This is a genomic window from Candidatus Cloacimonas sp. (assembly GCA_039680785.1).
Lineage (GTDB): Bacteria > Cloacimonadota > Cloacimonadia > Cloacimonadales > Cloacimonadaceae > Cloacimonas.
Genome location: JBDKSF010000096.1, coordinates 34,269 through 57,688, shown reverse-complemented (window position 1 = coordinate 57,688; position 23,420 = coordinate 34,269). Strand labels below are relative to the sequence as shown.

Annotated in this window: 17 protein-coding genes, 2 tRNA genes and 1 pseudogene; 13 read left to right on the top strand and 7 right to left on the bottom strand. The window is 36.4% G+C overall.

Annotation, left to right across the window (positions count from 1 at the left end; all coding sequences use genetic code 11):
* Positions 1 to 7: 7 nt before the first annotated feature.
* The 7 genes and pseudogenes from ABFC98_07105 to ABFC98_07075 all read right to left on the bottom strand — a co-directional run bounded on the left by ABFC98_07105 (position 8) and on the right by ABFC98_07075 (position 9,047).
* Positions 8 to 1,252 carry an aminotransferase class III-fold pyridoxal phosphate-dependent enzyme gene (locus ABFC98_07105; GenBank protein MEN6445794.1) on the bottom strand — a complete coding sequence of 415 codons (1,245 nt, stop codon included), beginning with the start codon at positions 1,250 to 1,252 and terminating at the stop codon, positions 8 to 10.
* A 214-nt stretch (positions 1,253 to 1,466) separates the two neighbouring features.
* Positions 1,467 to 2,663 (bottom strand): acetyl-CoA C-acetyltransferase, encoded by a 1,197-nt coding sequence (locus ABFC98_07100; protein MEN6445793.1) that lies wholly within the window; start codon positions 2,661 to 2,663, stop codon positions 1,467 to 1,469.
* Positions 2,664 to 2,784: 121 nt separating this feature from the next.
* A tRNA-Gly gene (locus tag ABFC98_07095) sits at positions 2,785 to 2,860 on the bottom strand.
* Between the two features lie 191 nt (positions 2,861 to 3,051).
* Entirely contained in the window at positions 3,052 to 3,693 is a 642-nt protein-coding gene (locus tag ABFC98_07090; protein ID MEN6445792.1) for a GPP34 family phosphoprotein, read from the bottom strand.
* Positions 3,694 to 3,719: 26 nt separating this feature from the next.
* Positions 3,720 to 5,009: an ABC transporter substrate-binding protein gene (locus ABFC98_07085; GenBank protein MEN6445791.1), complete on the bottom strand. Its 1,290-nt coding sequence runs from the start codon at positions 5,007 to 5,009 to the stop codon at positions 3,720 to 3,722.
* A 319-nt stretch (positions 5,010 to 5,328) separates the two neighbouring features.
* A pseudogene (locus ABFC98_07080) lies at positions 5,329 to 5,463 on the bottom strand (Sir2 family NAD-dependent protein deacetylase).
* Positions 5,463 to 9,047: a C25 family cysteine peptidase gene (locus ABFC98_07075; GenBank protein ID MEN6445790.1), complete on the bottom strand. Its 3,585-nt coding sequence runs from the start codon at positions 9,045 to 9,047 to the stop codon at positions 5,463 to 5,465. Before ABFC98_07075 ends, ABFC98_07080 begins: the two are co-directional and overlap by 1 nt.
* A gap of 438 nt (positions 9,048 to 9,485) precedes the next feature.
* On the opposite strand from ABFC98_07075, the gene ABFC98_07070 reads away from it, so the two are divergent.
* The 13 genes from ABFC98_07070 (at position 9,486) to murI (ending at position 23,410) form a co-directional block, all read left to right on the top strand.
* On the top strand, positions 9,486 to 10,541 hold the full coding sequence (locus ABFC98_07070; GenBank protein ID MEN6445789.1) for a tRNA (5-methylaminomethyl-2-thiouridylate)-methyltransferase: 1,056 nt from the start codon (positions 9,486 to 9,488) through the stop codon (positions 10,539 to 10,541).
* A 13-nt stretch (positions 10,542 to 10,554) separates the two neighbouring features.
* Positions 10,555 to 11,181 carry an MBL fold metallo-hydrolase gene (locus ABFC98_07065; protein MEN6445788.1) on the top strand — a complete coding sequence of 209 codons (627 nt, stop codon included), beginning with the start codon at positions 10,555 to 10,557 and terminating at the stop codon, positions 11,179 to 11,181.
* 8 nt (positions 11,182 to 11,189) lie between these two features.
* Entirely contained in the window at positions 11,190 to 12,725 is a 1,536-nt protein-coding gene (guaA, locus tag ABFC98_07060; protein ID MEN6445787.1) for a glutamine-hydrolyzing GMP synthase, read from the top strand.
* Positions 12,726 to 12,856: 131 nt separating this feature from the next.
* Positions 12,857 to 12,934, top strand: a tRNA-Asp gene (locus ABFC98_07055).
* Between the two features lie 42 nt (positions 12,935 to 12,976).
* A complete protein-coding gene (locus tag ABFC98_07050) occupies positions 12,977 to 14,215 on the top strand; it encodes a glycosyltransferase N-terminal domain-containing protein (GenBank protein MEN6445786.1) in 1,239 nt (412 codons plus the stop codon).
* Entirely contained in the window at positions 14,215 to 15,078 is an 864-nt protein-coding gene (amrS, locus tag ABFC98_07045) for an AmmeMemoRadiSam system radical SAM enzyme (protein ID MEN6445785.1), read from the top strand. The genes ABFC98_07050 and amrS overlap by 1 nt, the downstream gene beginning before the upstream one ends.
* Positions 15,079 to 15,447, top strand: a complete 369-nt coding sequence (locus ABFC98_07040) for a NusG domain II-containing protein (GenBank protein ID MEN6445784.1) — start codon at positions 15,079 to 15,081, stop codon at positions 15,445 to 15,447.
* Between the two features lie 9 nt (positions 15,448 to 15,456).
* The gene (locus ABFC98_07035; GenBank protein MEN6445783.1) at positions 15,457 to 17,481 is read left to right on the top strand and encodes a hypothetical protein; all 2,025 of its coding nucleotides are present in this window, start codon (positions 15,457 to 15,459) and stop codon (positions 17,479 to 17,481) included.
* A complete protein-coding gene (miaB, locus tag ABFC98_07030) occupies positions 17,478 to 18,761 on the top strand; it encodes a tRNA (N6-isopentenyl adenosine(37)-C2)-methylthiotransferase MiaB (GenBank protein ID MEN6445782.1) in 1,284 nt (427 codons plus the stop codon). The genes ABFC98_07035 and miaB overlap by 4 nt, the downstream gene beginning before the upstream one ends.
* Before the next feature lie 225 nt (positions 18,762 to 18,986).
* The gene (locus tag ABFC98_07025; GenBank protein ID MEN6445781.1) at positions 18,987 to 19,862 is read left to right on the top strand and encodes a YicC/YloC family endoribonuclease; all 876 of its coding nucleotides are present in this window, start codon (positions 18,987 to 18,989) and stop codon (positions 19,860 to 19,862) included.
* On the top strand, positions 19,852 to 20,289 hold the full coding sequence (locus ABFC98_07020; GenBank protein MEN6445780.1) for a hypothetical protein: 438 nt from the start codon (positions 19,852 to 19,854) through the stop codon (positions 20,287 to 20,289). Before ABFC98_07025 ends, ABFC98_07020 begins: the two co-directional genes overlap by 11 nt.
* Positions 20,289 to 22,610: a VacB/RNase II family 3'-5' exoribonuclease gene (locus tag ABFC98_07015; GenBank protein ID MEN6445779.1), complete on the top strand. Its 2,322-nt coding sequence runs from the start codon at positions 20,289 to 20,291 to the stop codon at positions 22,608 to 22,610. Before ABFC98_07020 ends, ABFC98_07015 begins: the two co-directional genes overlap by 1 nt.
* Entirely contained in the window at positions 22,607 to 23,410 is an 804-nt protein-coding gene (gene murI / locus ABFC98_07010) for a glutamate racemase (protein ID MEN6445778.1), read from the top strand. Before ABFC98_07015 ends, murI begins: the two co-directional genes overlap by 4 nt.
* Positions 23,411 to 23,420 lie beyond the last annotated feature (10 nt).

Genomic DNA, 23,420 nt, shown 5'->3' with positions numbered 1-23,420 from the left:
CTATCTCTTAGATCATCTTTTTCACTTCGGCAAGGGATTCCTGAATTGCTCCGACGGTATATGCCAAATCTGCATCCGTATGTCGATAACAAATATAACCATGATGATAGGGTTGCAAAAAGACCTTGCGTCTGATTAACTGTGTATAAAATTCAGTTCTGAGCTTTTTATACAGACCTTTCTCATCTTTTTTGAAGGTTATATAAGGCATCCAAGGCGCACCTGTAAAATTAACGGGCACATTTGATTCCTCTACTACTTTGGCTACTGCTTCTCCAAACTTTTTACCTTTTTTAGCTACTTCATCCAAAATATGATCTCTTTCCAATATTTCTATGGTTTTCAAGGCAGCAACTATGCCATCACTATTGGAAAAGTAAGTGGATGATAAAAATACCTTATCAGCCATAACCTGCATATATTCTTCTTTGCCAACCAAAGCTGCTATGGCATATCCATTTGCCATTGCTTTGCCAATTGTGGAAAGATCTGGGGTAACTCCAAAATATTTTTGCGCTCCTCCCAAACTACATCTAAAACCGGTTCTGATTTCATCAAAAATCAGTAAACAATGATATTGATTTGCCAGCTCGCGTACTGCTTCCAGATAACCAGGTTTTGGCATTTGAACTTCCGCTCCGTTTGGATGACCAACTGGAGTTACAATAATTCCTGCCATATCATTTTTATTAGCTTTCAGGATTGCTTCCAAAGAATCAAGATCGTTGTAATGAAATTCATAAATGTCTTCATATAGTTTTTCTGGAACTCCACCTTTAACTTCTACGCACCAATCGTGCCATCCATGATATCCACAACGGGCAATTTTTGTTTTTCCTGCATTGGCGCGCGCTACACGAATGGCAATAGTGGTGGCATCACTTCCGGTTTTAACAAAAGCAGCCATATCACAGCAAGGAATTAATTCTTGCAGCTTTTTAACCAGTTTATTTTGCATTGACTGGGTTAAAGAAAAACAAAAACCCCTGTTTTTAATCTGATCGATAACGGCATTATCAATTTCTTCTTCCCGATAGCCAATAATTATGGGTCCGTAAGCACATAAATAATCAATATATTCATTACCATCCACATCAACTACTCTGCCACCTTTACCGTGATCAAAGAAAATTGGATATTCTCCCGGAACAAAATTATAGGGTCGTCTTATACCGGCAACACCTCCGGGAACAAGACGCAGGGCTTCTTCAAAAAGAGCCATACTGTTATTTAGCTTAAGCTTGTCTGCCATTTTTTATCTCCTTTTTTTATTAAAATCATTGATTAAATGAGCAACCCGTGAGGATAATTACAATTCTCCTGCAGGAGTTTCTCACTCTAAAACATATCTATTTTTATCTATCTAATTCCTAAATGTCTTCTTTAGGAACTATCTCTGCTCTGAATAACTTACTATTTTATTAATATTTACTACTTTTTCGGTGTTCTCGGTGTAAAAATAACTTCTACATTTGCCACAAAGTAGCTATTCCCATTCCGCCACCAATACATAAAGCAGAAAGTCCCTTGTGCACATTTCTTTTTTTCATTTCATGCAACAAAGTAACGATAATTCTGGCTCCGCTTGCTCCAATCGGATGACCAAGAGCTATGGCTCCACCATTTACATTTATGATATCAGGACTAATTCTTCCGATTCCTTCCAATTCCAGACCCTTTAACACAGCAATTGACTGTGCTGCAAATGCCTCATTCAGTTCTACCAGTTCAATATCACTTAATTTCCAATTTGCTTTTCCCAGCACTTTTTTAATGGCAGGAACAGGTCCGTAACCCATAATAGAAGGATCAACACCTGCTGAAGCACTGTTTATAAATGTAGCCAAAGGTGCTAAACCCAGTTCTTTAGCTTTTTCGGCACTCATTAAAATCAGGAATGCCGCGCTGTCATTTATGCCACTTGAATTTGCAGCTGTAACTGTTCCATCGTTTTTGAAAGCAGGACGCAATTTGGCGATGGATTCTACCGTTACACCCGCTCTTGGCATTTCGTCTTTATCTACAATTATAGGATCTCCCTTTCTTTGAGGAATGATGACAGGAACAATTTCCTCTTTAAATCTATCGGCTTTTTGAGCTGCTTCTGTTTTATTCTGACTTTTAGTAGCGAAAATATCCTGTTCCTCTCTGGAGATACCATATTTATCAGCTAAATTTTCTGCTGTGATACCCATATGATAATCGTTGAAAATATCGCTAAGTCCATCTCGAATCATTAAATCCACCAGATCTTTATTTCCCATTCTGGCTCCCCAACGAGCATCTTTCAGGGCATAAGGAATCTGGCTCATATTTTCAGTTCCACCGGCAACTATAATATCCGCTTCGCCTGAACTAATCATTAAAGCCGCCAAAGAAACTGCCTTCATCCCAGAGCCACAAACTTTGTTAACAGTATAAGCAGGAACGGTTTCTGAAATTCCACTATGAATGGCAATTTGCCTTGCCACATTTTGTCCTAAACCAGCTCCACAAACATTTCCTATGATAACTTCATCGATGATATCAGGTGTGATACCTGTCTCAGAAAACATACTCTTTAAAGTGTTTACTCCTAATTGAACTGCGGAAATATCTTTTAAGACACCCCCAAAATTACCAATAGGACTGCGTTTGGCACATACTACTACGGTCTCTTTCATTTTGTTCTCCTTATATATAATAATTATTCCTATACATCAACGCAAAAAGTATGCGGGTTTTCGTCAATGATATTCTTGAAAACAGGGAAGGATAAAAGAAAGAATACGCTATTTAAAAAAATGGAGCGGGCAACGGGACTCGAACCCGCGACCCTCAGCTTGGGAAGCTAATGCTCTACCAACTGAGCTATGCCCGCTTTTTAGATGAATTCCAATAATTGGATGGGGGTTTTGAAGTCAAGAAAAACAATAACGAAATGGCAACTTCCGAATTGCCAACAGAACCACATTTTCCGCAAAAGTAGAAAAAACATAAGGAATTTCTCCAAATGCCTTTTGGCAAAGCACAATAAACAACTTATTTTGGTCTGCTTGAAAAAAATACTTTTTAAGTGGTATAGGAAGTAGTAATTAGAACCTGCATTTCTCCAATAATTTTATTTACGGCCGGGCTGATTTCGTCCATTTGTTTTAATTGTATAAAGCGTTCTTTACGCTGTTGCAATTCTTCATCTGTAAATATTTTATTTAGCAAACCACATATCTTTAGCAAAGCTATAAGCGCCAGGTCTCTGGGTTCTGGTTCAACATCCGTTAACACAATTTTGCGAAGGCGAAAGAGGACTTCCTCTTCTTCTTTTTGATCAACGACAGGATAGTGGCGTTGTTTGAACAGCCAGAGAACTTTGCTTTCATTTACTTTTATTATTCCTTTGTCTTCCAAATCTTGTAGAAGTTTGGTTTTTAAATTACACCTTTGATTATACAGTTGGCTAAATAAAGCTACTGGCTCACAGTTTGTTCCAAAATCGTTCAAAATTTCCAATATCTCATTTAGAAACTTATCATCTGTTTTTTCCGTTGATAGGATACGGATATTTTCCGGAGTTACACATATTCTTTTCTGCAAAGCCAAATCCATCAACAAAGCTCCGATTAAAGCCACATTGATATTGATGGTAATCTTATGAAAAGAATTGCTTACATCGTCTATGGCAAGCAGGATTAATTCTTCAGCGCAGTTCAGCATTTTTCTCCTCAAGCAAAATTAATTGGTTATAATTTCTTAACATATTGTTCTTCATTAATGATAGATTGGAACTTGTCGTTCATTTCATCTAATGCCTGTTTGGGAGTGGAAATCCCACGCATGGCTTTTTCCAGATAATTTTTCAGTTCCAACCGAGCTTTAAACCAGGCAGAAATTTGCGGTTCAAAGATAGCTGTTTCCAGCTGATTATAAATACCTTGAAATTGCGGATATTCCTTTAAAAAATTCTGCAGAACAGGAGATTGCATAGCACTTTTTCGCACTGGCATATAACAGGTCTCTGCACTCCATCGGGCAGTTTGATTTGTATCGGTAAACCATTTGATAAATTCCCAAGCACCTTGTTCTCTTTTTTTATCACCGCTTTTGAAAATAACAATATTGGTTCCGCTAACTGCACTTTTGCTTGTTCTGTAAACAGGAAGAGGTGCATAACCAATATTAAAATTGATGGGTTGTTGACGCATATGGGTAATGGAAACACTGCTACCTTCATACATAGCAGCAATTCCAGCCAGAAAATCATTCTGACCTTCAAACTCGCGTACCAAGTAAACGGTTTTATCTTTATTCAGCAAATCGGTTACATAACTTAATGCCTCAACACCTTGAGGACTATTTAGTCGGGGTTTTCCATTATCATCTAAAATAGTTCCACCTGCTTGATAGAGCAAATTGATAAATTGCCATTCGTTTACATTAAAATTAGTGCCGTAGGTCTCTGGTTTACCATCGTTATTATTATCAATGGTAAGTTTATGACAATAAGCCCTAAATTCATCCCAAGTGGTGGGAAAATGATTGGGATCAAGACCTGCTCTATAAAAGGCATCTTTATTATAAAAATAGGCACGAACGCTTTTATTGAAAGGAAAAGAATAGATAGTATCATTAAAAGTGTTGGACTTCAAGAAAACGGGATAGATATCATTCAAACTTTCCATCGTCCAAGTGGAATCCGCTTTCATCAAATCCTCAAAATTACAAAGGACACCTGCTTCTATATATTTGGATGTCCAGGACTCAAAGACCTGGGCAATATCGGGCTGTTTTTTTGCTTGAATGGATGCCATAAGTTTTTGTGAAAGAGCGGTATAGCTGCTTATGGGATTGGCAATTACTTCCACATCTTTATGGGTCTTATTAAATTCACGCACCATCTTATTTAGTGTATCACCCAAAGGTCCGCTTAAACCATGCCAGAAAGTAACTCTTACTTTATTGGACTGCAACGCACTTTTGCATCCTGCCAAGAGGATAAAGATCATTAAGATTACAGCGATCAGTTTGCGCATTTTATCTCCTTTTTAGTAAAGAACCGGTTCATTTCCAAGTTTACAATTGTTATATAAAAGTCAATTAAAATGTCAGGCGGTCTCTAATTTCGGCAAGCCAAACATCGGAAAGATAGAAGTTCATAGATATCTATCGAGCTGAAATTATAGATATTTCCACTAATAACTTTTTACTTCCTTAGAAAACCGTATCTATGCTTTTGCTAAGCGTCTTTTTTATATCAGACAGTCCACTTTTCGATCAAATCGGGTAATATTTCTCCTGATTTCCCCTGATAAAATTCATCTATATAATGCAAGTTATCTGGTTTTTCTAAAGGGTAGCAACATCCTTCACACGATGATATTCCCATAAACCATCACTATCGCGAAAAGTGCGAATTCCAGATTCTGCGCTTATTCCGGCACCGGTTAAAACGAGAACCTTAGTTTGGGGAGTGAGTTTGATCATTTTTATTTCAGCAGAAGCATTTTCCGCATTATGGTTCCGGTAGGTGTTTTTAGCTGATAATAATAAACTCCGCTTCCGATACTTTGTTGGTTGCTGTCTAAACCTTTAAAAACAACTTTATGAGTTCCTGCCGTTTGGACTTCATTTAACAAACGGTTCACTAATTGACCTTTAATGTTATACACTTCCAAGCAAACAGGCATTTTAGCAGGCAGAGTAAATTCAATTGTGGTCTCTGGGTTAAAAGGATTTGGATAATTATTACCCAGTATCACACAATCAACTGTTGGAATGGTTGGATCTGCATTATTGACTAAACCGACGACTCTCACATCATCAACATACCATCCTTCTCCACCCACATATCCATCACTGCCAAAAATCCAGATAAATTGAGCAGTTCCATTTACATTGCCAAGTTCAAATGTTGCTTCCGTCCAATCATAAGCGCCAGAATAAACCCAAGTATTTACAGGGAAAGGAGAAGCGGGATTATTATATATTCTATAAGGATAACCACCAACAGGGGTAATTTGTGTCCAACCACCACCATTCAAGCTCATTTCCACTAACCCACCGTCCCATGCGTAGGATTGATTATCAGAATTTATTTCCGCATTCATCCAGTGATAAAATTTCAATTGGCAATTGGGACTTACATTCATCACAGGACTGATAAGTGCACCGTAAGCACTGCCAGAATAAGTAGAATTACCTTCACCGCCAAATTTCATAGCATAATTTCCAGCGGGAGTATGATTGCGGGAAGAAGATCTATGCCACTGATTAACAAAACTGCTATTAAGAGCAATCGTCTCCCAATCCTGATAATCAGATTCAAAACCATAACTTAGTGCTCCAAGATGAACTAAGAAGTTTCCTTCAACCACATTTCCGTTTTCCGCATTGAAAATATAATCTATCATATAGCTTTCATCAATTTGTGCGCTGTCCTGAATCTGGAAAGTAATGGCACTTTGATAATCAAGAGTGGTATTTGCATAGATAGGATCAAGAGTTACTTCGTATTGGTTTAGAATTATATCACTGGATGAACAGAAAAGAAGTAACATAGGATTATGGGCATTTCCACTACCTGTATTGGCAACGCTAAAACTTATGGAAGGAGAATCACCAGGCATAATTATCGAGCTTGCATTATTTATTTGATAGGATGCCATTTGTAAAACAGGAGCATTCAAAACAATATTGGTAATAGAAGAAGATGTATAAGTTCCATAATTGGCTCTTAGCTGTAATGACACATTAGTTTGATCGTTGAAATTGCCCGTTACATTAAATTGAAAAGCGGCATTAACAGCTATGGAATCACCGGCAGAAATTCCACTAAAATTAATGACAGGAGATAATATTTGAATATTGGCTGAATTGCATAAGAGAGTTAATGTTCCATTTGAAGTAAGATCAAGCAAGCCAACATTTTTGATATAGATGTTCATTGAAATTGTTTCACCTGTTTCGTAAAGACCATCCTGATCGTTAAAACTGAAATTATTACAGACAATATAAGGCATTTGAGCAGCGGTAGCATCAATTGTAGTATGATAAGGATAGAAATTGGGAGCAATGAAATATATGTCATAGTTGCCAGGAACAAGAGAGGATAATAGATTTATCTGAATTAAACCACTTGCATCGGCATAAGTTCTATAAACAACATTTCCCACATTCTTAATTATAAATTCGGCATAAGGCGCATTGGTTTGGATTTGATAATTATTAACACCTACCATAAAATGTTCCGGAAGATTGGCAACAATCGTTTGGGGCGTATCTGTCCAAATCAGCATAGCAGGATCTCCCAGAAGGTTTGTTTCATAATCTACCCAATACATTACAGGAGTATTACTTATGAAAGGTATATTATCAATTTTACTATCTGCCAAAGCATAGCCAACTTCATTGATATTTTCACCGAAAATAGCATCGATAAATTGACGATGAATATATTGAGAGGCACCGTTAGTACTACCTTGTTCACCCCAACCATAACGAGAATGAGCAATCATAGCCACAGGACCCGTAGCTATGGAAGTTAATTTTTCCGTGATGCAATCGGAGGTATAATTTCCTACGGATGTCTCCCGATTATCAAAAGCTCCAGCATAACAGCCCTGAGAAAAATAAGTGGAAAAATTATGATTAACACCATTATTGGTAATAGTAGAAGCGCTAACTTGTCCATTATTCATTCGCATCACATAAGTAGTATTGGAATGTCCCAAGTGATTAACCAAGTTAGGTCCCTGATTTAAAAGGGGTCTAAGATCATTGGCATCCCAAGATTCAGAGGATCCATAAGTTCTATCATACAAAGTACTTATATTCCAAGTAGTAGGAACTCCAACGGTTGTATAATTATTAGCGCTACTTCCACCAATCATTTCGTCCATATAATCTCCGCCCCAGGTAGGACCTTCCCAAAGCCATTCACCTACGAATAAAGCTGATTTAACTTCTCCAACCACGGGATTATTCAAATAATTGGTAACTTTATTGATAAAATTGCTTATTTCCGTATCGTCATTATAGCAGAAACGCCCGATAGCCAGTTCGGGAACAAGATCCGCTTCATACATTTCACCCCAGTAACCATCTCCATCATCATTCCAAGTTCCATCCAAACAAGAATAATACATATCGGCTGGAATGTCTGCATCTGTGCCTTCTCCACCACTATCCATAGAAATATAAAAACCTCTATGAGGAATTATATCAGTATCACCAGCCAGTAATACATAGCGAAGAGGATTGCTTGCAAATAACGAAATGATGTAATTACGCAACTTTTCCTGAGTATCAACACCAGTATATTCTGCGTCTATATCCGCCATCGTCTTCATCAACACATTTCTTCCTCTTGCTTCATAAAGTGCCTTCAGAGGTGTCCATTGAGATATTTTATTTGCATCCACCACTATTAAATATTCTACTCCAATCTCACGAGTTGGGCTCATAGTAACTGTTTCAGGGTTATCAACAATTTTCTGTAAACGATTTATGGTAAAAGAATCATTCTTCAAAAAACGCATTGCATCCATAGCTTTACTACTGCTGCCGTAGCTAATGTCCACATTTAGGTTGCGATAAAAAACCAATTCCTTTTTCAGAGGGAAATATGCAAAGGGACTAATGGCGGAAAAAGCAATCGGATGTCCACTTAAATATTCCGTAATTAAGCCATTATCACTATTTTCAGGATAAGGCAAAGCAGATGTATAAAGATCAGCATTAGGTTCATTTGGCGGTTCAATCGTTGTATGAGAAAAAGGATATTGCCGTTGAACCGGAGCTATTAAATTGGTAAGCGTGTATCTGACAGGATTAGATCTGGTAACGACAATTTTTTCTGCTTCAAAGCCAGCAGGCAATAAAACCTTTATTCCATACCAGGGTAAATCTGGATTTCCGGGATTGCCCCAAGTTTGAGCATTTTCCAAATTAACTTTAGTATAGATACCATCTGTTTTAAGTTCGGGTGTAGATAAAGTATAATTTATCGTTACACCAGCAGTTAAGGACAGCGTGAAAAGTAAGAGTAAAGCTAAAATAATGCTGTTTTTCATTTTACAACCTTTATTCATTGATATTAATTCGTTATTTTAGAAAGCAATGCTTATTCCATTTTACCAATTTTATTCAGCTAACTTGCCTTTTATGTTAATATTCATAAAATTATGCTAAAGTTAGGAAGTCCCAAAACGGGCTGATGCCGTCCCATATTTGGCACGCAAGTATTTCCTTGCTATTAACTCTTATGCGCATCTAACAATTCTCTTACAATTCAGTAACGAGATTACAGCAGTGTAAGAGAAGTGTTAGAGAGGTGTAAGATAATCTTCTATGTAACAACTAATTAGGCGATTGAGACAGAGCAGGATTTAGGGAGGATGTTTTTAGCTTTGAAAAAGTTAGCTTTCATTGTTCACTCATTAACCGAGGATTTATGTTTTCAATAGATTGCAGATTAGATAAAACATTTCTTGTTGTGCATACCTTATGAAGTGACCGCCAAACTATATTTCCTGCTTGACAAAAAAGAGCTTTTTTCAGGCATAGGCAATATGAAAACACATAAAGCAATAGCCCTTTTTTCTGGAGGCCTGGATAGTATCTTAGCCGTAAAATGGATGCAAAATAGAGGATATTTAATTCATCCTATATTTTTTAAAGCTCCGTATCTTTTTCCTGAACGAGCCCTTGATTTTGCCTCGCAAAATAACATAGAATTGGAAATTTATGATATTTCGGAAGAGCATATAGAGTTATTAAAAAATCCAATTTATGGTTTTGGGAAAAGGATGAATCCTTGCATCGATTGTCATAGTTTGATGTTTAAAAAAGCGGCAGAACTATTACCCTCCCGAAATGCTGACTATATAATTAGTGGAGAAGTTTTGGGGCAAAGACCTAAAAGCCAAAGACGCGATGCCCTGAATAGCGTTAGCAAGCTAAGTGGCATAAAAGATTTTATCATAAGGCCCTTAAGCCAAAATTTACTCCCTGATACTTTGCCGATAAGAGAGGGCTGGATAGATAAAAAAGATATGCTATCCATTCACGGAAGAGGTAGATATGCCCAAATGGATTTAGCGAAACAATTGGGAGTGGTTAATTATCCTTCTCCCGCAGGTGGATGTTTATTAACCGACCGTAATTATTGTTTACGCTTGGCAGATCTGCAAAAATATTGTCAGGATGATTTGCATTCTATAGAACTGCTTGCCAAGGGTCGTCATTTTCGTTTACATAAGGATGCTAAATTGATTATAGGAAGAGATGACGCAGAAAATGAATGGCTGAAAAATATTTTTCAAAATGGAATTATGTTGGAAGCAGAAGAATATAATGGTCCCACGGGTTTTATTACAGGCAATGTGGATGCTGATACATTAAAGTTAGCTTTGGATATCTTTATTTTATATTATCCTAAAGTGCAAAATAATGCAACGATAAATGTATGGACGGTCCAGGATAAAAAAATTGTTGCCAAAACGACTGAAATAGCCACAAAAGGCAATAGAGAGATAATAAATAAATATCTTATCTCCTATACCTAAAGAAGGATACAAAATGATAAAAATTGAAAGTAGCGTTTTACTGGAAAGTTTTCAAACCAATACTTATCTGCTTTGGGAAAGTGATGGATTAGAAGCATTTTTAATTGATCCTTCCAACCCAGACGAGACCTTTCTAAAACGGATAAAACAACTTCAGCTGAAAGTAAAAATGATTATCAATACGCATGGTCATGCTGATCATATTGGGGGAAATTCATTTTTTGCCAAAGCATTGAATTGTCCCGTTGCCATTCATAGTTTGGATGCCGAAATGCTTACCAATAATAATAAAAATTTTAGTACCTATATGGGTTTTGAATTGGATATAGATTCCCCTCAAGTTATTTTGAATGATGGAGATGAATTATTTTTGGGAAAAGAAAAGGTAAAAGTGATTCATACGCCTGGGCATACCAAAGGTGGTATTTGTCTGCTGGCTGGAAAATATCTAATCAGTGGAGATACTTTATTTGAACAAAGCATTGGCAGAACCGATTTTCCTGGTGGAAGTCATACTGCCATTATTGATTCCATCAAGAATAAACTGTTTGTTTTGGAGGATGATGTGCTGGTTTTTCCGGGACACGGACCTTCCACTTCCATAGGTTTGGAAAAGAAAAATAACCCTTTTGTTAATTAGGTATAGAAATGCAGAATAAGGTTTTAATCTTGGATTTCGGTTCTCAATATACTCAGTTGATAGCCAGAAAAGTTCGGTCCCTGAATATTTATTGTGAAATTCAACGCTGTGACATTAGCGCTGATAGGATACTATCCTTTTCTCCTAAAGCAATTATCCTATCCGGAAGTCCTTTCAGCATCAATCAAAATAACTTTCCCGAACCGAATGCCCTTATCTGGCAGCTGGGAATACCCATTTTGGGTATCTGTTATGGAATGCAATTGATCGTTAATCATTTTGGCGGAACGGTTGTTCATTCAGAAAAAAGAGAATATGGATCGGCAATTTTACATATTATAGATCATAATGAATTACTTTCAGATCTTGCAGATAGGGAAGAGGTGTGGATGAGTCATAGTGATGCAATTTCCTTATTACCCGCTTGTTTTAGGACTTTAGCGAAAACGGAAAATTGCCCTTATGCCGTTATTGCGCATAAAGAATTGCCTTATTATGCTCTGCAGTTTCATCCGGAAGTTGAACATACAAAAAACGGAATGCAAGTGCTGAAAAATTTTCTCTTTAAAATAGCCAAATTAGTTCCTGATTGGACAGCCAGCACTTTCATCAGTGAAAGCATAAAAAAAATAAGAAATGAAGTAGGCACAAAAAAAGTAATCCTGGGCTTAAGCGGAGGAGTAGATTCCACTGTAACCGCCGCTTTGCTATATAAAGCAATTGGAAAACAATTATTGCCTATTTTTGTAGATACGGGTTTGATGCGCTTTAAAGAAGCAGAAAGGGTTAAAGAGACCTTTTCTGCCTTCCCTGATTTGCAAATTCGTTATGTTGACGCCGCCGAAACCTTTTTAAACAAACTGCAAGGTGTCACGGAGCCGGAAGAAAAAAGAAAAATAATCGGAAGAACTTTTGTGGAAGTATTTGACCAAGTAGCCAGTGAATTTGATAATGTTTCTTTCCTTGCCCAGGGAACTTTATATCCGGATGTAATTGAAAGTTCTTCTTTTGCAGGACATTCAGCTACCATAAAAAGTCATCATAATGTGGGTGGCTTACCGGAAAAAATGAATTTGAAATTGATTGAACCCTTAAGAGAACTTTTCAAAGATGAAGTTCGAGAAGTAGGAACTTTGCTTGGTTTACCCGAAACCATTGTTCAAAGACATCCTTTCCCAGGTCCCGGTTTAGCGGTTCGAATTTTGGGAGAAATAGATGAAAATAAGATCAAAATGTTACAGCAAGCCGATGAAATATTTATCAGCGAGCTGCAAAACAATGGTCTTTACAACAAAACCTGGCAAGCATTTGCCGTTCTTCTGCCCATAAGAACTGTGGGTGTTATGGGGGATGAAAGAAGTTATGATCAAGTTTGTGCTTTAAGAGCAGTAAATAGCAGTGATGGTATGACGGCTACTGTAACTAACTTACCTTATGAATTTATGCAAAAAGTCGCTTCTCGCATTTGTAATGAAGTGAAAGGCATTAGCAGAGTTGTTTATGATCTATCTTCCAAACCACCTGCCACTATTGAATGGGAATGAAAAATGCTTTCTCTAACTGCCATAAATGATAAATATTTAAAGCATAACTGCTTGGATAGGCAAAACTTTTATCTTGACAGAAAATGCCATATTTTGTGTTTGAACCTTAATTTTACAAATTGGAAAGCGGTGGGGGCGTAGTTCAGTTTGGTTAGAACGTCTGCCTGTCACGCAGAAGGTCGCGAGTTCGAGTCTCGTCGCTCCCGCCATATTTATGAGGAAGGCAAATTTAGTTTTGTCCCTGTTTGTATATGTTAATTATACTCTCTCTCTTTGATATCCTGCTTGAAACGATATATTTCCTTTTTTATCCTTTCCTCTATTTACTGCTGAAACAAAGGCATTATAGTGAGGCAATTAAAGCCAACGGCATAAATACGGAAAAAGGAATCTTGTTTCATTGTGCTTCAATGGGTGAATTAACCGCTATTAAAACATTGGTAACCAAACATTTGCAAAAACATCCGGAAATTAAATTGTGCATTACTACAAGCACTGTTACCAGTTGTGCGGAAGCAAATCAAATTAGTCCTTTAGTCCCAGGATTTCTTTCAGTTATCGATCTACCTCATCTAAGAAAAAAGCAATTAGATAAAATAAATCCTGGTTTAATCTGTATTGTGGAAACGGAGATCTGGCCCAATATGCTTCTTTGGGCAAAAATAAACAAAGTTCCCGTTTTATTTTTAAATGCCAGGATGTCCAAACGCACTTTCCAAAGTTATCGTTTACTAAAATTTCTTTTTAGGTATTTGCAAAGTCCCATCACTGAAATCCATGCTCAAAGTAAAGAAGATGCCAAACGCTATGAGAAATTATTTAATAGACCTGTTTTAGAGAGTGGTAATCTAAAATTCTCTATAGTTCTTAAAAACTATGATCCTAACAAGCTTAGAGAAGAATGGGGTTATAAAAGTGATGATTTTATTATTTGTTGGGGTTCTTCCCGTCCAGGTGAAGAAGAACTGTTTATATCCATCTTTCCTTTTCTAAAAGAGCAAATTCCCAATTTGCATATAATTATTGCTCTCAGGCATCCCAGAAGAGTAGAAGAAGTGATTGCACTTTTAAATGGCTATTCATATAGCTGCTTTAGCACGAAAAAAGAAAATACTTTAGCAGAGGAAATATTAATTATAGACACCCTTGGAATTTTGGATCAAGCATATTGTCTGTGCGATATTGCTATCGTGGGCGGTTCATTTTTTGATTTCGGGGGGCATAATCCCTTGGAACCAGCATATTATAAAAAACCGGTGGTTATGGGAAATTATCACAATTCTTGTAATGAATCGGTTAAAAAATTGAATGCAGCAGGGGGAATATTAATAAGCAATAAAAATGATTTGCAAAATGACCTTGTGACATTGTATCAAAATGAGGACTTGCGCGCTAAAATGGGTGAGGCGGCAAAAAAGGTCTTGACTGAAAATGCCAGCACTTTAGACATTTATCTTAATGCGTTGGAAAAATGGCATAAGGAGTTATAATGAGAGAAGCAATGTTCTATCTTAAAGAAGGAGATAAAATTAAATGCCAGCTTTGCCCGCGAGAATGTTTATTAAGTGAAGGGCAGAAAGGATTTTGCCGCAGCAGAGAAGTTATCAATGGTGCATTGATTGCCACTTCTTACGGAAAAACAATTGCCCTATCTCTTGATCCCATTGAAAAAAAACCTCTCTATCATTTCCATCCCGGAAGTATGATTGTTTCCTTGGGTCCCAATGCTTGCAATCTAACCTGTAAATTCTGTCAAAATTGGGAAATAAGTCAACAGGATTGCTTCACTCGCTTTCTGTCTATTGAAGAATTGATTGCGGTTATCAATGATCAGCCAATTAAACAAGTTGCTTTCACTTACACTGAACCTTTGATGTGGTATGAATACATTTTGGATTTTGCTGCCCAAGCACCTGAAATTGATGTTGTTTTAGTTACCAATGCCTATCTGAATAAGAAACCCTGGCAAAATATATTGAAGGTTACCAAGGCAGTTAATATAGATATAAAATCTTACAGAGATAAGTTTTACAGAGATATATGCGGAGGAAAACTTGAAGTTATATTGGCTAACATTATTACAGCAAAAGAGATGGATGTGCATATTGAGCTTACAAATCTGCTTATCCCCGGCTATAATGATAGTGAAGAAGAATTGACCGATTTGGCTAAATTTATCGCTTCAGTCGATCTGAACATTCCTTTGCATATCTCTGCCTACAGACCTTGCTACAAAATGAATGTTAGGCCTACAACCAGTGAAGAAGTAGAAAATGCTTGCGAAATTGCCTCAAGATATCTAAAATATGTGTATGCAGGAAATGTTCATTCTTCAAGGTTTTATCGAAGATAAATGACAAAGCATACAATTTTAAACGATTTAAAACCATCTGATCTCTTACTGATTTTATGCGTCGTCTTGGCAATTATTTTTTCCGCTCGTTATTATTTAAAGGCCAAAACCGATTCCTATGTCTATATTTATAAAAATAACCGCCTTTATGGTTCTTATTCATTAGACAAGAATAAATTAATTAAAATAGACGCCCATAATACCGTAGAAATAAGGAACGGCAAGGTGAGAATGAAATATGCTGATTGTCCTGGACAAAGATGTGTAAAACAGGGATTTACAAGTTCTATGCCCATCATTTGTTTACCCAATAAAGTGATGATTGAAATACACGAAAACGGCAAGCAAAATAAATTGATTCTTTATTAGGATAAGCTTATGTTACACTTTGCCCTCTATGCTTCAAATCATGGTTTTGGTCATTCAACCCGCCTTTGCGCTTTAGCCGAAGAATTAATTAATTATGGTGTCTTTTGTCATATTATCAGTGCTAAACCAGCTTATCTTTTTAATAATTTAAATCCCCATTACTATGTTCTGCATCAGCGATCGATTGATGTGGGCGTTAAGCATAAGGAAGATTTACAAGTTGATTTAGAAAAGACCGTTTCGTCTATTTTAGATTTGCTTTCGCAGCGAAACGAAATTATGGAACAAGAGATCGAATTTTTACGCAGGGAAAAGATTGACTGCATAATTGCCGATGTTCCATATTTGGTTAGTGATTTTGCCGCTTATTGTCAGATTCCGGTTTTTGCGGTTACCAATTTTGAATGGTATTATATTTACAAATCTCTAAGTGTATTGCCGCCTACCGATTCAGCCGCGAAAAAACAGATTTCTTGTTGTGATAAAGCAGAATATGAAACTTCTCTGAATCCTGTGCTCAATCTAATTTGGTCTTTGTATCAAAGATTTGATGCCTGTTTTCAACTACCTCTTAGTACTAAAGATAGTATGTCCGCTTTTAAAGAAGTGATTCATTGTGGGTTGCTTGCCCGTAAAAAAGAGCGCTACAATGATATCCGTCAAATTTACGGTTGGGAAAAAACAACCTCAATTTTACTGATTATGTTTGGCGGAGAAGGCAAACTAAAACTAAATTACGAAGAACTCTGTAAGGCATTTAAGGGTATAGTAATTTCTTCCCAAACAGGTGTGAAGGCAAAAAATCATTTTTATGTTCCAATGAATGCCGATTTTTTGGACTTAATCTATAACGCTAATATAATACTTTGTAAACCAGGTTATAGTACACTGGCAGAAGCGGTGCAAATGAACAAATTTATTATATATTGCCCCCGTAAAAATTATCCGGAAGAAAAAGCCCTCATTGCTGGTTTGAAAAAATATCCCAATTGCTTGCAGATAGATTCATTGCAAAAAGAAACTCAGGAATGGAAGGATATTTTTAACAACATACAAGTAAGCAAAACCCATTCTAAGCTTTTTCAAAATGCCAATCAGCAGGTCTCCGCTTTAATTCTGCAAAAATATACGCAAATGATAAGTAATCAGTTAATTAGCGTGTTTGATCTCGGTTCCAATAATCTTAATTATCTACTATATGACATTCAACATAGGCAGATAATTCATAAAACGCAATTAACCACTTCTTTGGGCAAGAATTTTAAAAACGACCAATTTAGCATAAGGTGCTTGCAAAGAGTGCAAAAAATAATTACTCCCTTGTTACAAACGGATGCTTATCTACCATCCGAAAAAGTTCTTCTTGCCACTGGCGTAATGCGTAAGGCTACAAATGCAACTAAATTGACAGATTGGATCGCAAACAATTTTGGTATTAAGTGCAAAATTATTTCTCCGCAAGAAGAAATCCGCTATGTTTATTATGCCGCAAAACATTATGAAAGTGGGGAAGAGGCATCCCTGGCAATTGACATTGGGGGTTTTTCCACAGAATTTGTGAACTTAAACCAAACCAAAACACAGCCGGGATATAGTTTACCTTTTGGTTTACTGACACTTCTAAATGACCGTTACAAAGATAGTAAGGAAGCTAAAAAATACATTGAGAATCAGCTTGATAGCTTACCTTATGAGGGATCATATAAACTTATAGGAATTGGGCTTACCTATGTTTATCTGGCTGCGGTTATCTATAAATGCAATTATAATGAAGTAGATAAATTGGAAGGTAAAACAATTAGTAAAGATGCATTGCAGCAACTATCTCACTTTCTTGATGTTAATGCTGAAATAAACTATCTGCCATATTTACTGAAAGAAAGCTATCTGCCTGTGCTAAAATTAAGTATCAGTTTTACTATTTCTTTACTGGACAGATTTAAGACCCAGGAAATTATTGTATGTAATTCTGGAATATCTGTCGGCTATGCAAACTGGTATTCAGATAAAAAAGCCAACAAGGAAAATAAATGAAATTTTATATAGAGACCTACGGCTGTCAAATGAATGTAGCAGATAGTGAATTAATCGCTGCAATCTTAACGGAAGCAGGCCATAAAGAAGCTAACCAAATAGAAGACGCAGATTTATTATTATTCAATACATGCAGTGTTCGCGCCCATGCAGAAAACAGAGTGTTAGGCAGAATCCGAAGTGAATCATCTCGCAAAAAAGACAATCCTAACTTAAAAATTGGGGTGGTGGGTTGTATGGCGCAGCGCATTGGTAAAGAATTGATAGATAACTATTTAACAATGGATTTTGTGGTGGGTGTGGATCAATATGCTAATCTGCCTGATATTATTGAAAAGTGCATAAAAGAGAACTATTGGCTGGATTTCGATGAAAAGCAAATCTATAAAGGTATTCAGCCAACATACCAAAATGCTTATTCGGCGTTTGTTACCATTATGCGCGGTTGCAATAATTTTTGTTCTTACTGTATTGTTCCTTATGTAAGAGGACGCGAACGAAGTCGTCCTTGGCAGGATATTGTTGAGGAAACAATTTTGGCAGGTAAGCAAGGTAGAAAAGATATTACATTATTGGGTCAAAATGTCAATTCTTACAATGATAATGAAATGAAGTTTCCTGGCTTATTAACAAAATTGAACAAACTTGATGAAATATATCGTTTAAGGTTCATTACTTCTCATCCTAAGGACTTATCCGATGAGCTCATAGAAGTGCTGTCAACATCAGCTAATGTATGCGAACATATACATTTACCTTTACAAAGCGGAAGCGATAAGATATTAAAGGCAATGAATAGAAAATATACTGCTATGTATTATTTAGATTTGATCCATAAATTGCATAAAGCTATACCTAACATAGCTATAACTACTGATATTATGACCGGTTTTCCAGATGAAACGGATTCTGATTTTCAGGATACTATAGATGTTATGAAGCAAGTTGGCTTTGACGATGTTTTTTGTTACAAGTTCAGTCCGCGTCCAGGAACTGCTGCAGCATCTATGAAAAATCAAGTTAGCGAATCTGAAGGTCTAAACCGCTTGCAACGAATGATAGATCTGCAGCGAAATATATCTTTGCAAAAAAATAAAGCTAAAATCGGTAAAAAAGTTGAAGTATATGTGGAGAATTACAGCAAAAAAAGTGTGGATATCGTTTCGGGAAAAACAAGGGATTTTAAAGTTGCAGTTTTACCAGGGACAGAAAGTGATTTTGGAACTTTAAAAACAGTAGAGGTTAAAGATGCAACGGCAAGCACGCTTATCTGTTTTTAGCGAGGGACAAATATGTTGCATTAAGGCATATTATGTAAACTTGCATATAGGGAAGTTATCTACTTTGTATTTAAGTCCTTTATCCCCCTGCCTAAATTTATATATTGGGTAGCTTAGAATTGATAATAAGCATTTATTTTTATTTTTTGTTCGCTTGCATTCTTCAGATTGATAAGTAACTTATCCAGTAAGAACATTGTTTTCAAAATATAGTTAGGAGAAAAAATGAAAAGTATGACAGGTTACGGAAATGCTCATATTTTTAGAGAGGGCATTGATATTGATATTGAAATAAAATCCATAAATGGTCGTTTTTTGGACATTCGTTATTCCCTCCCGAGAGAATTAAGTTTTTTGGAAGCCACAATTAGACATCAAGCCGAAAAAATCCTTTCGCGTGGGACGATTGAGATCAAATTATATTACAATGATCATAGAGAGCCAAGATTATATTTAGATAGAACGAAACTATTAAAATACAATGAATTAGCTATACAAGCAATAACTCTTTTAGCCAGTGACGAGATAATACCCATAGAATTTTTATTGCAAGAACCAGGAGTTATTGCCAGTGAAGATCGTTTGGCTGATGATGTTCTTTTAGCTGATATTATAAAAGAAGCGCTTAATCTTGCCTTGCAAAAAATTAACGAATCACTCAGCAAAGAAGGATGCCAAATAAAAGATGTTTTATTTGCCTCGCTACAAAAGATGGATAAGATTATTGCTGAAATATCCACTTTATGCGAGCCCTACAAAAAAGAACTGTTTCAAAATATGCATAAACACATTGAAGAGTTATTAGGAGAATATAGTATTGAAAATCTGGAGCAACGCATAATGCAAGAGACAGCCATTTATGTAGATAAATATGACATCAATGAGGAAATATCTCGCTTGAGAGCTCATATTACAACTTTTCAAAACACTTTACAAGAAACGGGTGATATAGGAAAAACCCTCAATTTCATCATTCAAGAAATGCAACGGGAAGCAAATACTATGGGTTCCAAATTCTCTACTTCCAAAAGTTTTCCGTTGATCTTAACGCTTAAGGAAGAAATTGAAAAATGTCGGGAGATAATCCAAAATGTTGCCTGAACCAATGCTAAAATGGAAATCCTGGCCATTTATTGAACGCCCCTGGGCTTCTTTGATTCTGGTTGTTTTCTTAATTTTACTTTCTGTTCTGCTTTACAGAATTACGGTGACGGGTTGGCAACAGCCATTTTACTACTTTTTAGGAATGATATTAGTTTTAGGTAACCTTCTACCCTATTTCATTATAACGGAGTATGAACTATTTGAAGATAGAATTCATGTGCGTTATCTTATAATTAGTGTGACCCGTCCCTATACTGATTTTGGTTGTTTTTACGAAGATAAAAGAGGAATTATGCTTTCCACTTTTAAAATGCCGCGTCGGTTAGATCCTTTTAGGGGTATGTCTTTACGCTTTTCTGCTGATAAGCAAGAAAGAGAACAATTAATTGCTATTTTAACACAAAAAATTGGGAAGAAATATTAATGAACACTTTAAATAAGAATGAGTTCAAACAAGCAATATTAGATGAAATCTCCAAAATTCAATCTAATGGATTATCTTACAATGAGATAGTTAATCTACTACATTGTAATAGAGCAGAGAAAGCCGAACTTAGCAATATTCTTAACGAAATGAGAGAGGAAGGCATTTTAGTAAAAGCACAAAGAAAATTTCGCTTAAAAGAGATGCAATCATCTGAGCAGCCCTCCCCCACTTCCAATCCAAAACTGTTACAAGGCATTTTCGATGCCACACCTTTATCCAGAAATTTTTCCTATGCCTTTGTCCGAACTCCTGAGAAGGACTATTATATTAACGAAGAAGATACTTTAAATGCTTTTCATAATGATGTTGTTGACTTTGAACTCAAGTATAGAAAGGGTCATCAGAATTATGCCATTATCCGAAAAATAGTTGAAAGAAGTTCAGACAAGTTAGCAGGAGACCTATCATTAGTTAAAGATAATTGGACATTTGTTTGCAGTAATCCTAAAATACATAAATGGTTCTATGTTTCAGATACGGCAAATGCCCACGATGGAGACAAGGTAATTTTACAAATAACCAATTGGGGTAATCCGAAAACGGGTAAGTTACCTGTAGGCAAAGTTATAGAAGTTTTAGGAAAATCAGGAGATCCAGAAGTTGAACTATTAGCCGTTATCCGCCAATACAATTTACCTTTAGAATTTCCTGAAGAGGTGATCAATGCTACAGAACAGCTTTCTGACACAATTAACTTAAAAGATCATAAAAATCGGCGAGATCTTACTGATTTATATACTTTTACCATTGATCCAATCTCCGCCAAGGATTTTGACGATGCTATTTCTCTTGAAAAAACGGACATAGGTTGGCGTCTTTATGTTCATATTGCAGATGTAGCACATTATTTACCTGTGGAGGGAGCCATTTTTCAAGAGGCAGTTAAACGCGGTAACAGTTTTTATTTTCCTAAGAAAGTTATTCCAATGTTACCTGAGCGCATTTCCAATTTAATCTGCAGTTTAAGGCCTGAAGAACAGAAACTTTGTTTAACCGTGCAAACGGAATTTGATTCGAAAGGACACATTTTGGAGCAAAGTATCTATGAAAGCATTATTTGCAGTAATGCCCGGCTTAATTATGACGAAGTGGATGTTCTTTTTAACAATCAAGAATCGGATTTGCCACCGGAATTGCAAGATATTCTATTTGAAGCAAGAAATCTTTCCCGCATTCTAACTGAAATAAGAGTGGAGGCAGGATATCTCTTTTTCGATTTGCCAGAAATTGAATATGATTACGATGAAAACGGTTTTGTGCGGCGTTTATCTTTGGCAGAGGAAACCGAAAGCCATAAATTGATCGAAAATTTTATGTTAATAGCTAATGAATATGTGGCAAAACGCCTTTCACAGCTTGCTCCGGCAACACTTTATCGTATTCATGAAGATCCTGATTATAATAAATTGCAATGGCTGATTGATTTGCTTTCCTATTATGGAGTTAAGTGGGTTATGTATGAAAATTTAAATAAATCACTCCAGTATTTATTAAATTCATTACCCAATCCTGCCTATCACAAGGTTTTTGACCGTATTGTTTTAAGAAGTATGAAAAAAGCAAAATACAGCACAGAACACATCCATCATTTTGGTTTGGCTTTAGATGACTATACTCATTTCACCAGTCCAATCCGTCGTCTTTGCGATTTAGTCATTCATCATTTATGCAAAACATATTTAATTCACAGCAGTAAGCAAGCGTTTTCACTCACCCAATTAAAACATTATGCTGAAGTTGCTTCCGAACAAGAATTGCAAGCAGATCAGTCAGAACGCGACATAGAAAGAATTTACAGTCGGGCTTTTATGAAAAAGCACGAAGGAGAAATATATAAAGGAATGGTTATTTCTGCCAATTCCAGGGGATTAGTTATCCAGTTAGAAGAAATTCCCATCACGGGAATTATCGCCAGAATTGATTTGGGAGAGAAGAATTGGGAATTTAGAGAACAAGAAATGCGCTATGTAAATTACATAACACATAACTATTATCAGTTGCTGGATACTATGCAAGTTGAGATTTCCAATGTTGCCGATGATGTTTATCTTCTGCCTATCAACAAAACTCTGCAGCATAATATTGCGAGTAAGCAAAGCATATCATTCTCACCTAAAACATCTGAAAACCATAAGCCCCGCGGCAGAGTAAAGTATTCTTCCGCTAAAAATTACCCTTCTTCAACCAAGTCCACAGAAATAAAAAAGTCCAATCGGTCTCAATCAAAATATGGGTATAAAGTAAGAGGAGATAAATGAAAAAAGCAATCGGTCTTTTTGATTCCGGAGTTGGTGGCTTAACTGTTTATAAAGCCATTCGTAATAATTTTCCAGAAGAAGATCTGATTTATTTTGGAGACACTGCCAGAGTTCCTTATGGTCCCAAATCACCTAATAATATCATAGAATATTCGCTACAGAATGCTCGTTTTTTATTGCAACAAGGCATCAAAATTTTAGTTATTGCCTGCAATACATCCTCCGCTGTAGCCATACCGGCATTACAAAAATTAACCGATATTCCCATTATTGGCGTTATTGAACCCGGCGCGGAACAAGCAGTTAAAACTACCAAAAATAAATGTATTGGAATAATTGGAACGGAAGGAACGATAATGAGCAAAGCTTATCCGAAAGCAATTTTGAAACTAATTCCAGACGCCTATATAGTTTCAGCTGCCTGTCCTTTGTTTGTTCCTTTGGTAGAAGAAGGTTGGATTGATCATCCTGTTACGGAAAAAGTTGCCAGCATATATCTGGCAGATATGAAAAATCAAGGAGTTGATACCCTTGTTTTGGGTTGCACACATTATCCTTTACTCTCCAAAACGATACAAAAAATTATGGGAGAGGATGTTACTTTAGTAGATAGCGCAATGGCAATAACTGAATACTTAACGCGTTATTTGCGCGTAGATAATGATGGGCAAAAAGGAACGGACACTTTTTATGTTAGCGACAATGAAAATAAATTTGCCCAGATTGCAGCACGCATTCTTGATGCTAATTTCGGCAATTTAACCAGAGTCCGGCTTTTTGAGAGCTGGTTTAAAGATTGATTCCCAGTGA

What these genes read in the sequence shown, in the direction of transcription:
- ABFC98_07105 (MEN6445794.1), bottom strand. Translation starts at nt 1,252, where the DNA reads ATGGCAGACAAGCTTAAGCTAAATAACAGTATGGCTCTTTTTGAAGAA.
- ABFC98_07100 (MEN6445793.1), bottom strand. Translation starts at nt 2,663, where the DNA reads ATGAAAGAGACCGTAGTAGTATGTGCCAAACGCAGTCCTATTGGTAAT.
- ABFC98_07090 (MEN6445792.1), bottom strand. Translation starts at nt 3,693, where the DNA reads ATGCTGAACTGCGCTGAAGAATTAATCCTGCTTGCCATAGACGATGTA.
- ABFC98_07085 (MEN6445791.1), bottom strand. Translation starts at nt 5,009, where the DNA reads ATGCGCAAACTGATCGCTGTAATCTTAATGATCTTTATCCTCTTGGCA.
- ABFC98_07075 (MEN6445790.1), bottom strand. Translation starts at nt 9,047, where the DNA reads ATGAAAAACAGCATTATTTTAGCTTTACTCTTACTTTTCACGCTGTCC.
- ABFC98_07065 (MEN6445788.1), top strand. Translation starts at nt 10,555, where the DNA reads ATGATAAAAATTGAAAGTAGCGTTTTACTGGAAAGTTTTCAAACCAAT.
- guaA (MEN6445787.1), top strand. Translation starts at nt 11,190, where the DNA reads ATGCAGAATAAGGTTTTAATCTTGGATTTCGGTTCTCAATATACTCAG.
- ABFC98_07050 (MEN6445786.1), top strand. Translation starts at nt 12,977, where the DNA reads ATGTTAATTATACTCTCTCTCTTTGATATCCTGCTTGAAACGATATAT.
- amrS (MEN6445785.1), top strand. Translation starts at nt 14,215, where the DNA reads ATGAGAGAAGCAATGTTCTATCTTAAAGAAGGAGATAAAATTAAATGC.
- ABFC98_07040 (MEN6445784.1), top strand. Translation starts at nt 15,079, where the DNA reads ATGACAAAGCATACAATTTTAAACGATTTAAAACCATCTGATCTCTTA.
- ABFC98_07035 (MEN6445783.1), top strand. Translation starts at nt 15,457, where the DNA reads ATGTTACACTTTGCCCTCTATGCTTCAAATCATGGTTTTGGTCATTCA.
- miaB (MEN6445782.1), top strand. Translation starts at nt 17,478, where the DNA reads ATGAAATTTTATATAGAGACCTACGGCTGTCAAATGAATGTAGCAGAT.
- ABFC98_07025 (MEN6445781.1), top strand. Translation starts at nt 18,987, where the DNA reads ATGAAAAGTATGACAGGTTACGGAAATGCTCATATTTTTAGAGAGGGC.
- ABFC98_07020 (MEN6445780.1), top strand. Translation starts at nt 19,852, where the DNA reads ATGTTGCCTGAACCAATGCTAAAATGGAAATCCTGGCCATTTATTGAA.
- ABFC98_07015 (MEN6445779.1), top strand. Translation starts at nt 20,289, where the DNA reads ATGAACACTTTAAATAAGAATGAGTTCAAACAAGCAATATTAGATGAA.
- murI (MEN6445778.1), top strand. Translation starts at nt 22,607, where the DNA reads ATGAAAAAAGCAATCGGTCTTTTTGATTCCGGAGTTGGTGGCTTAACT.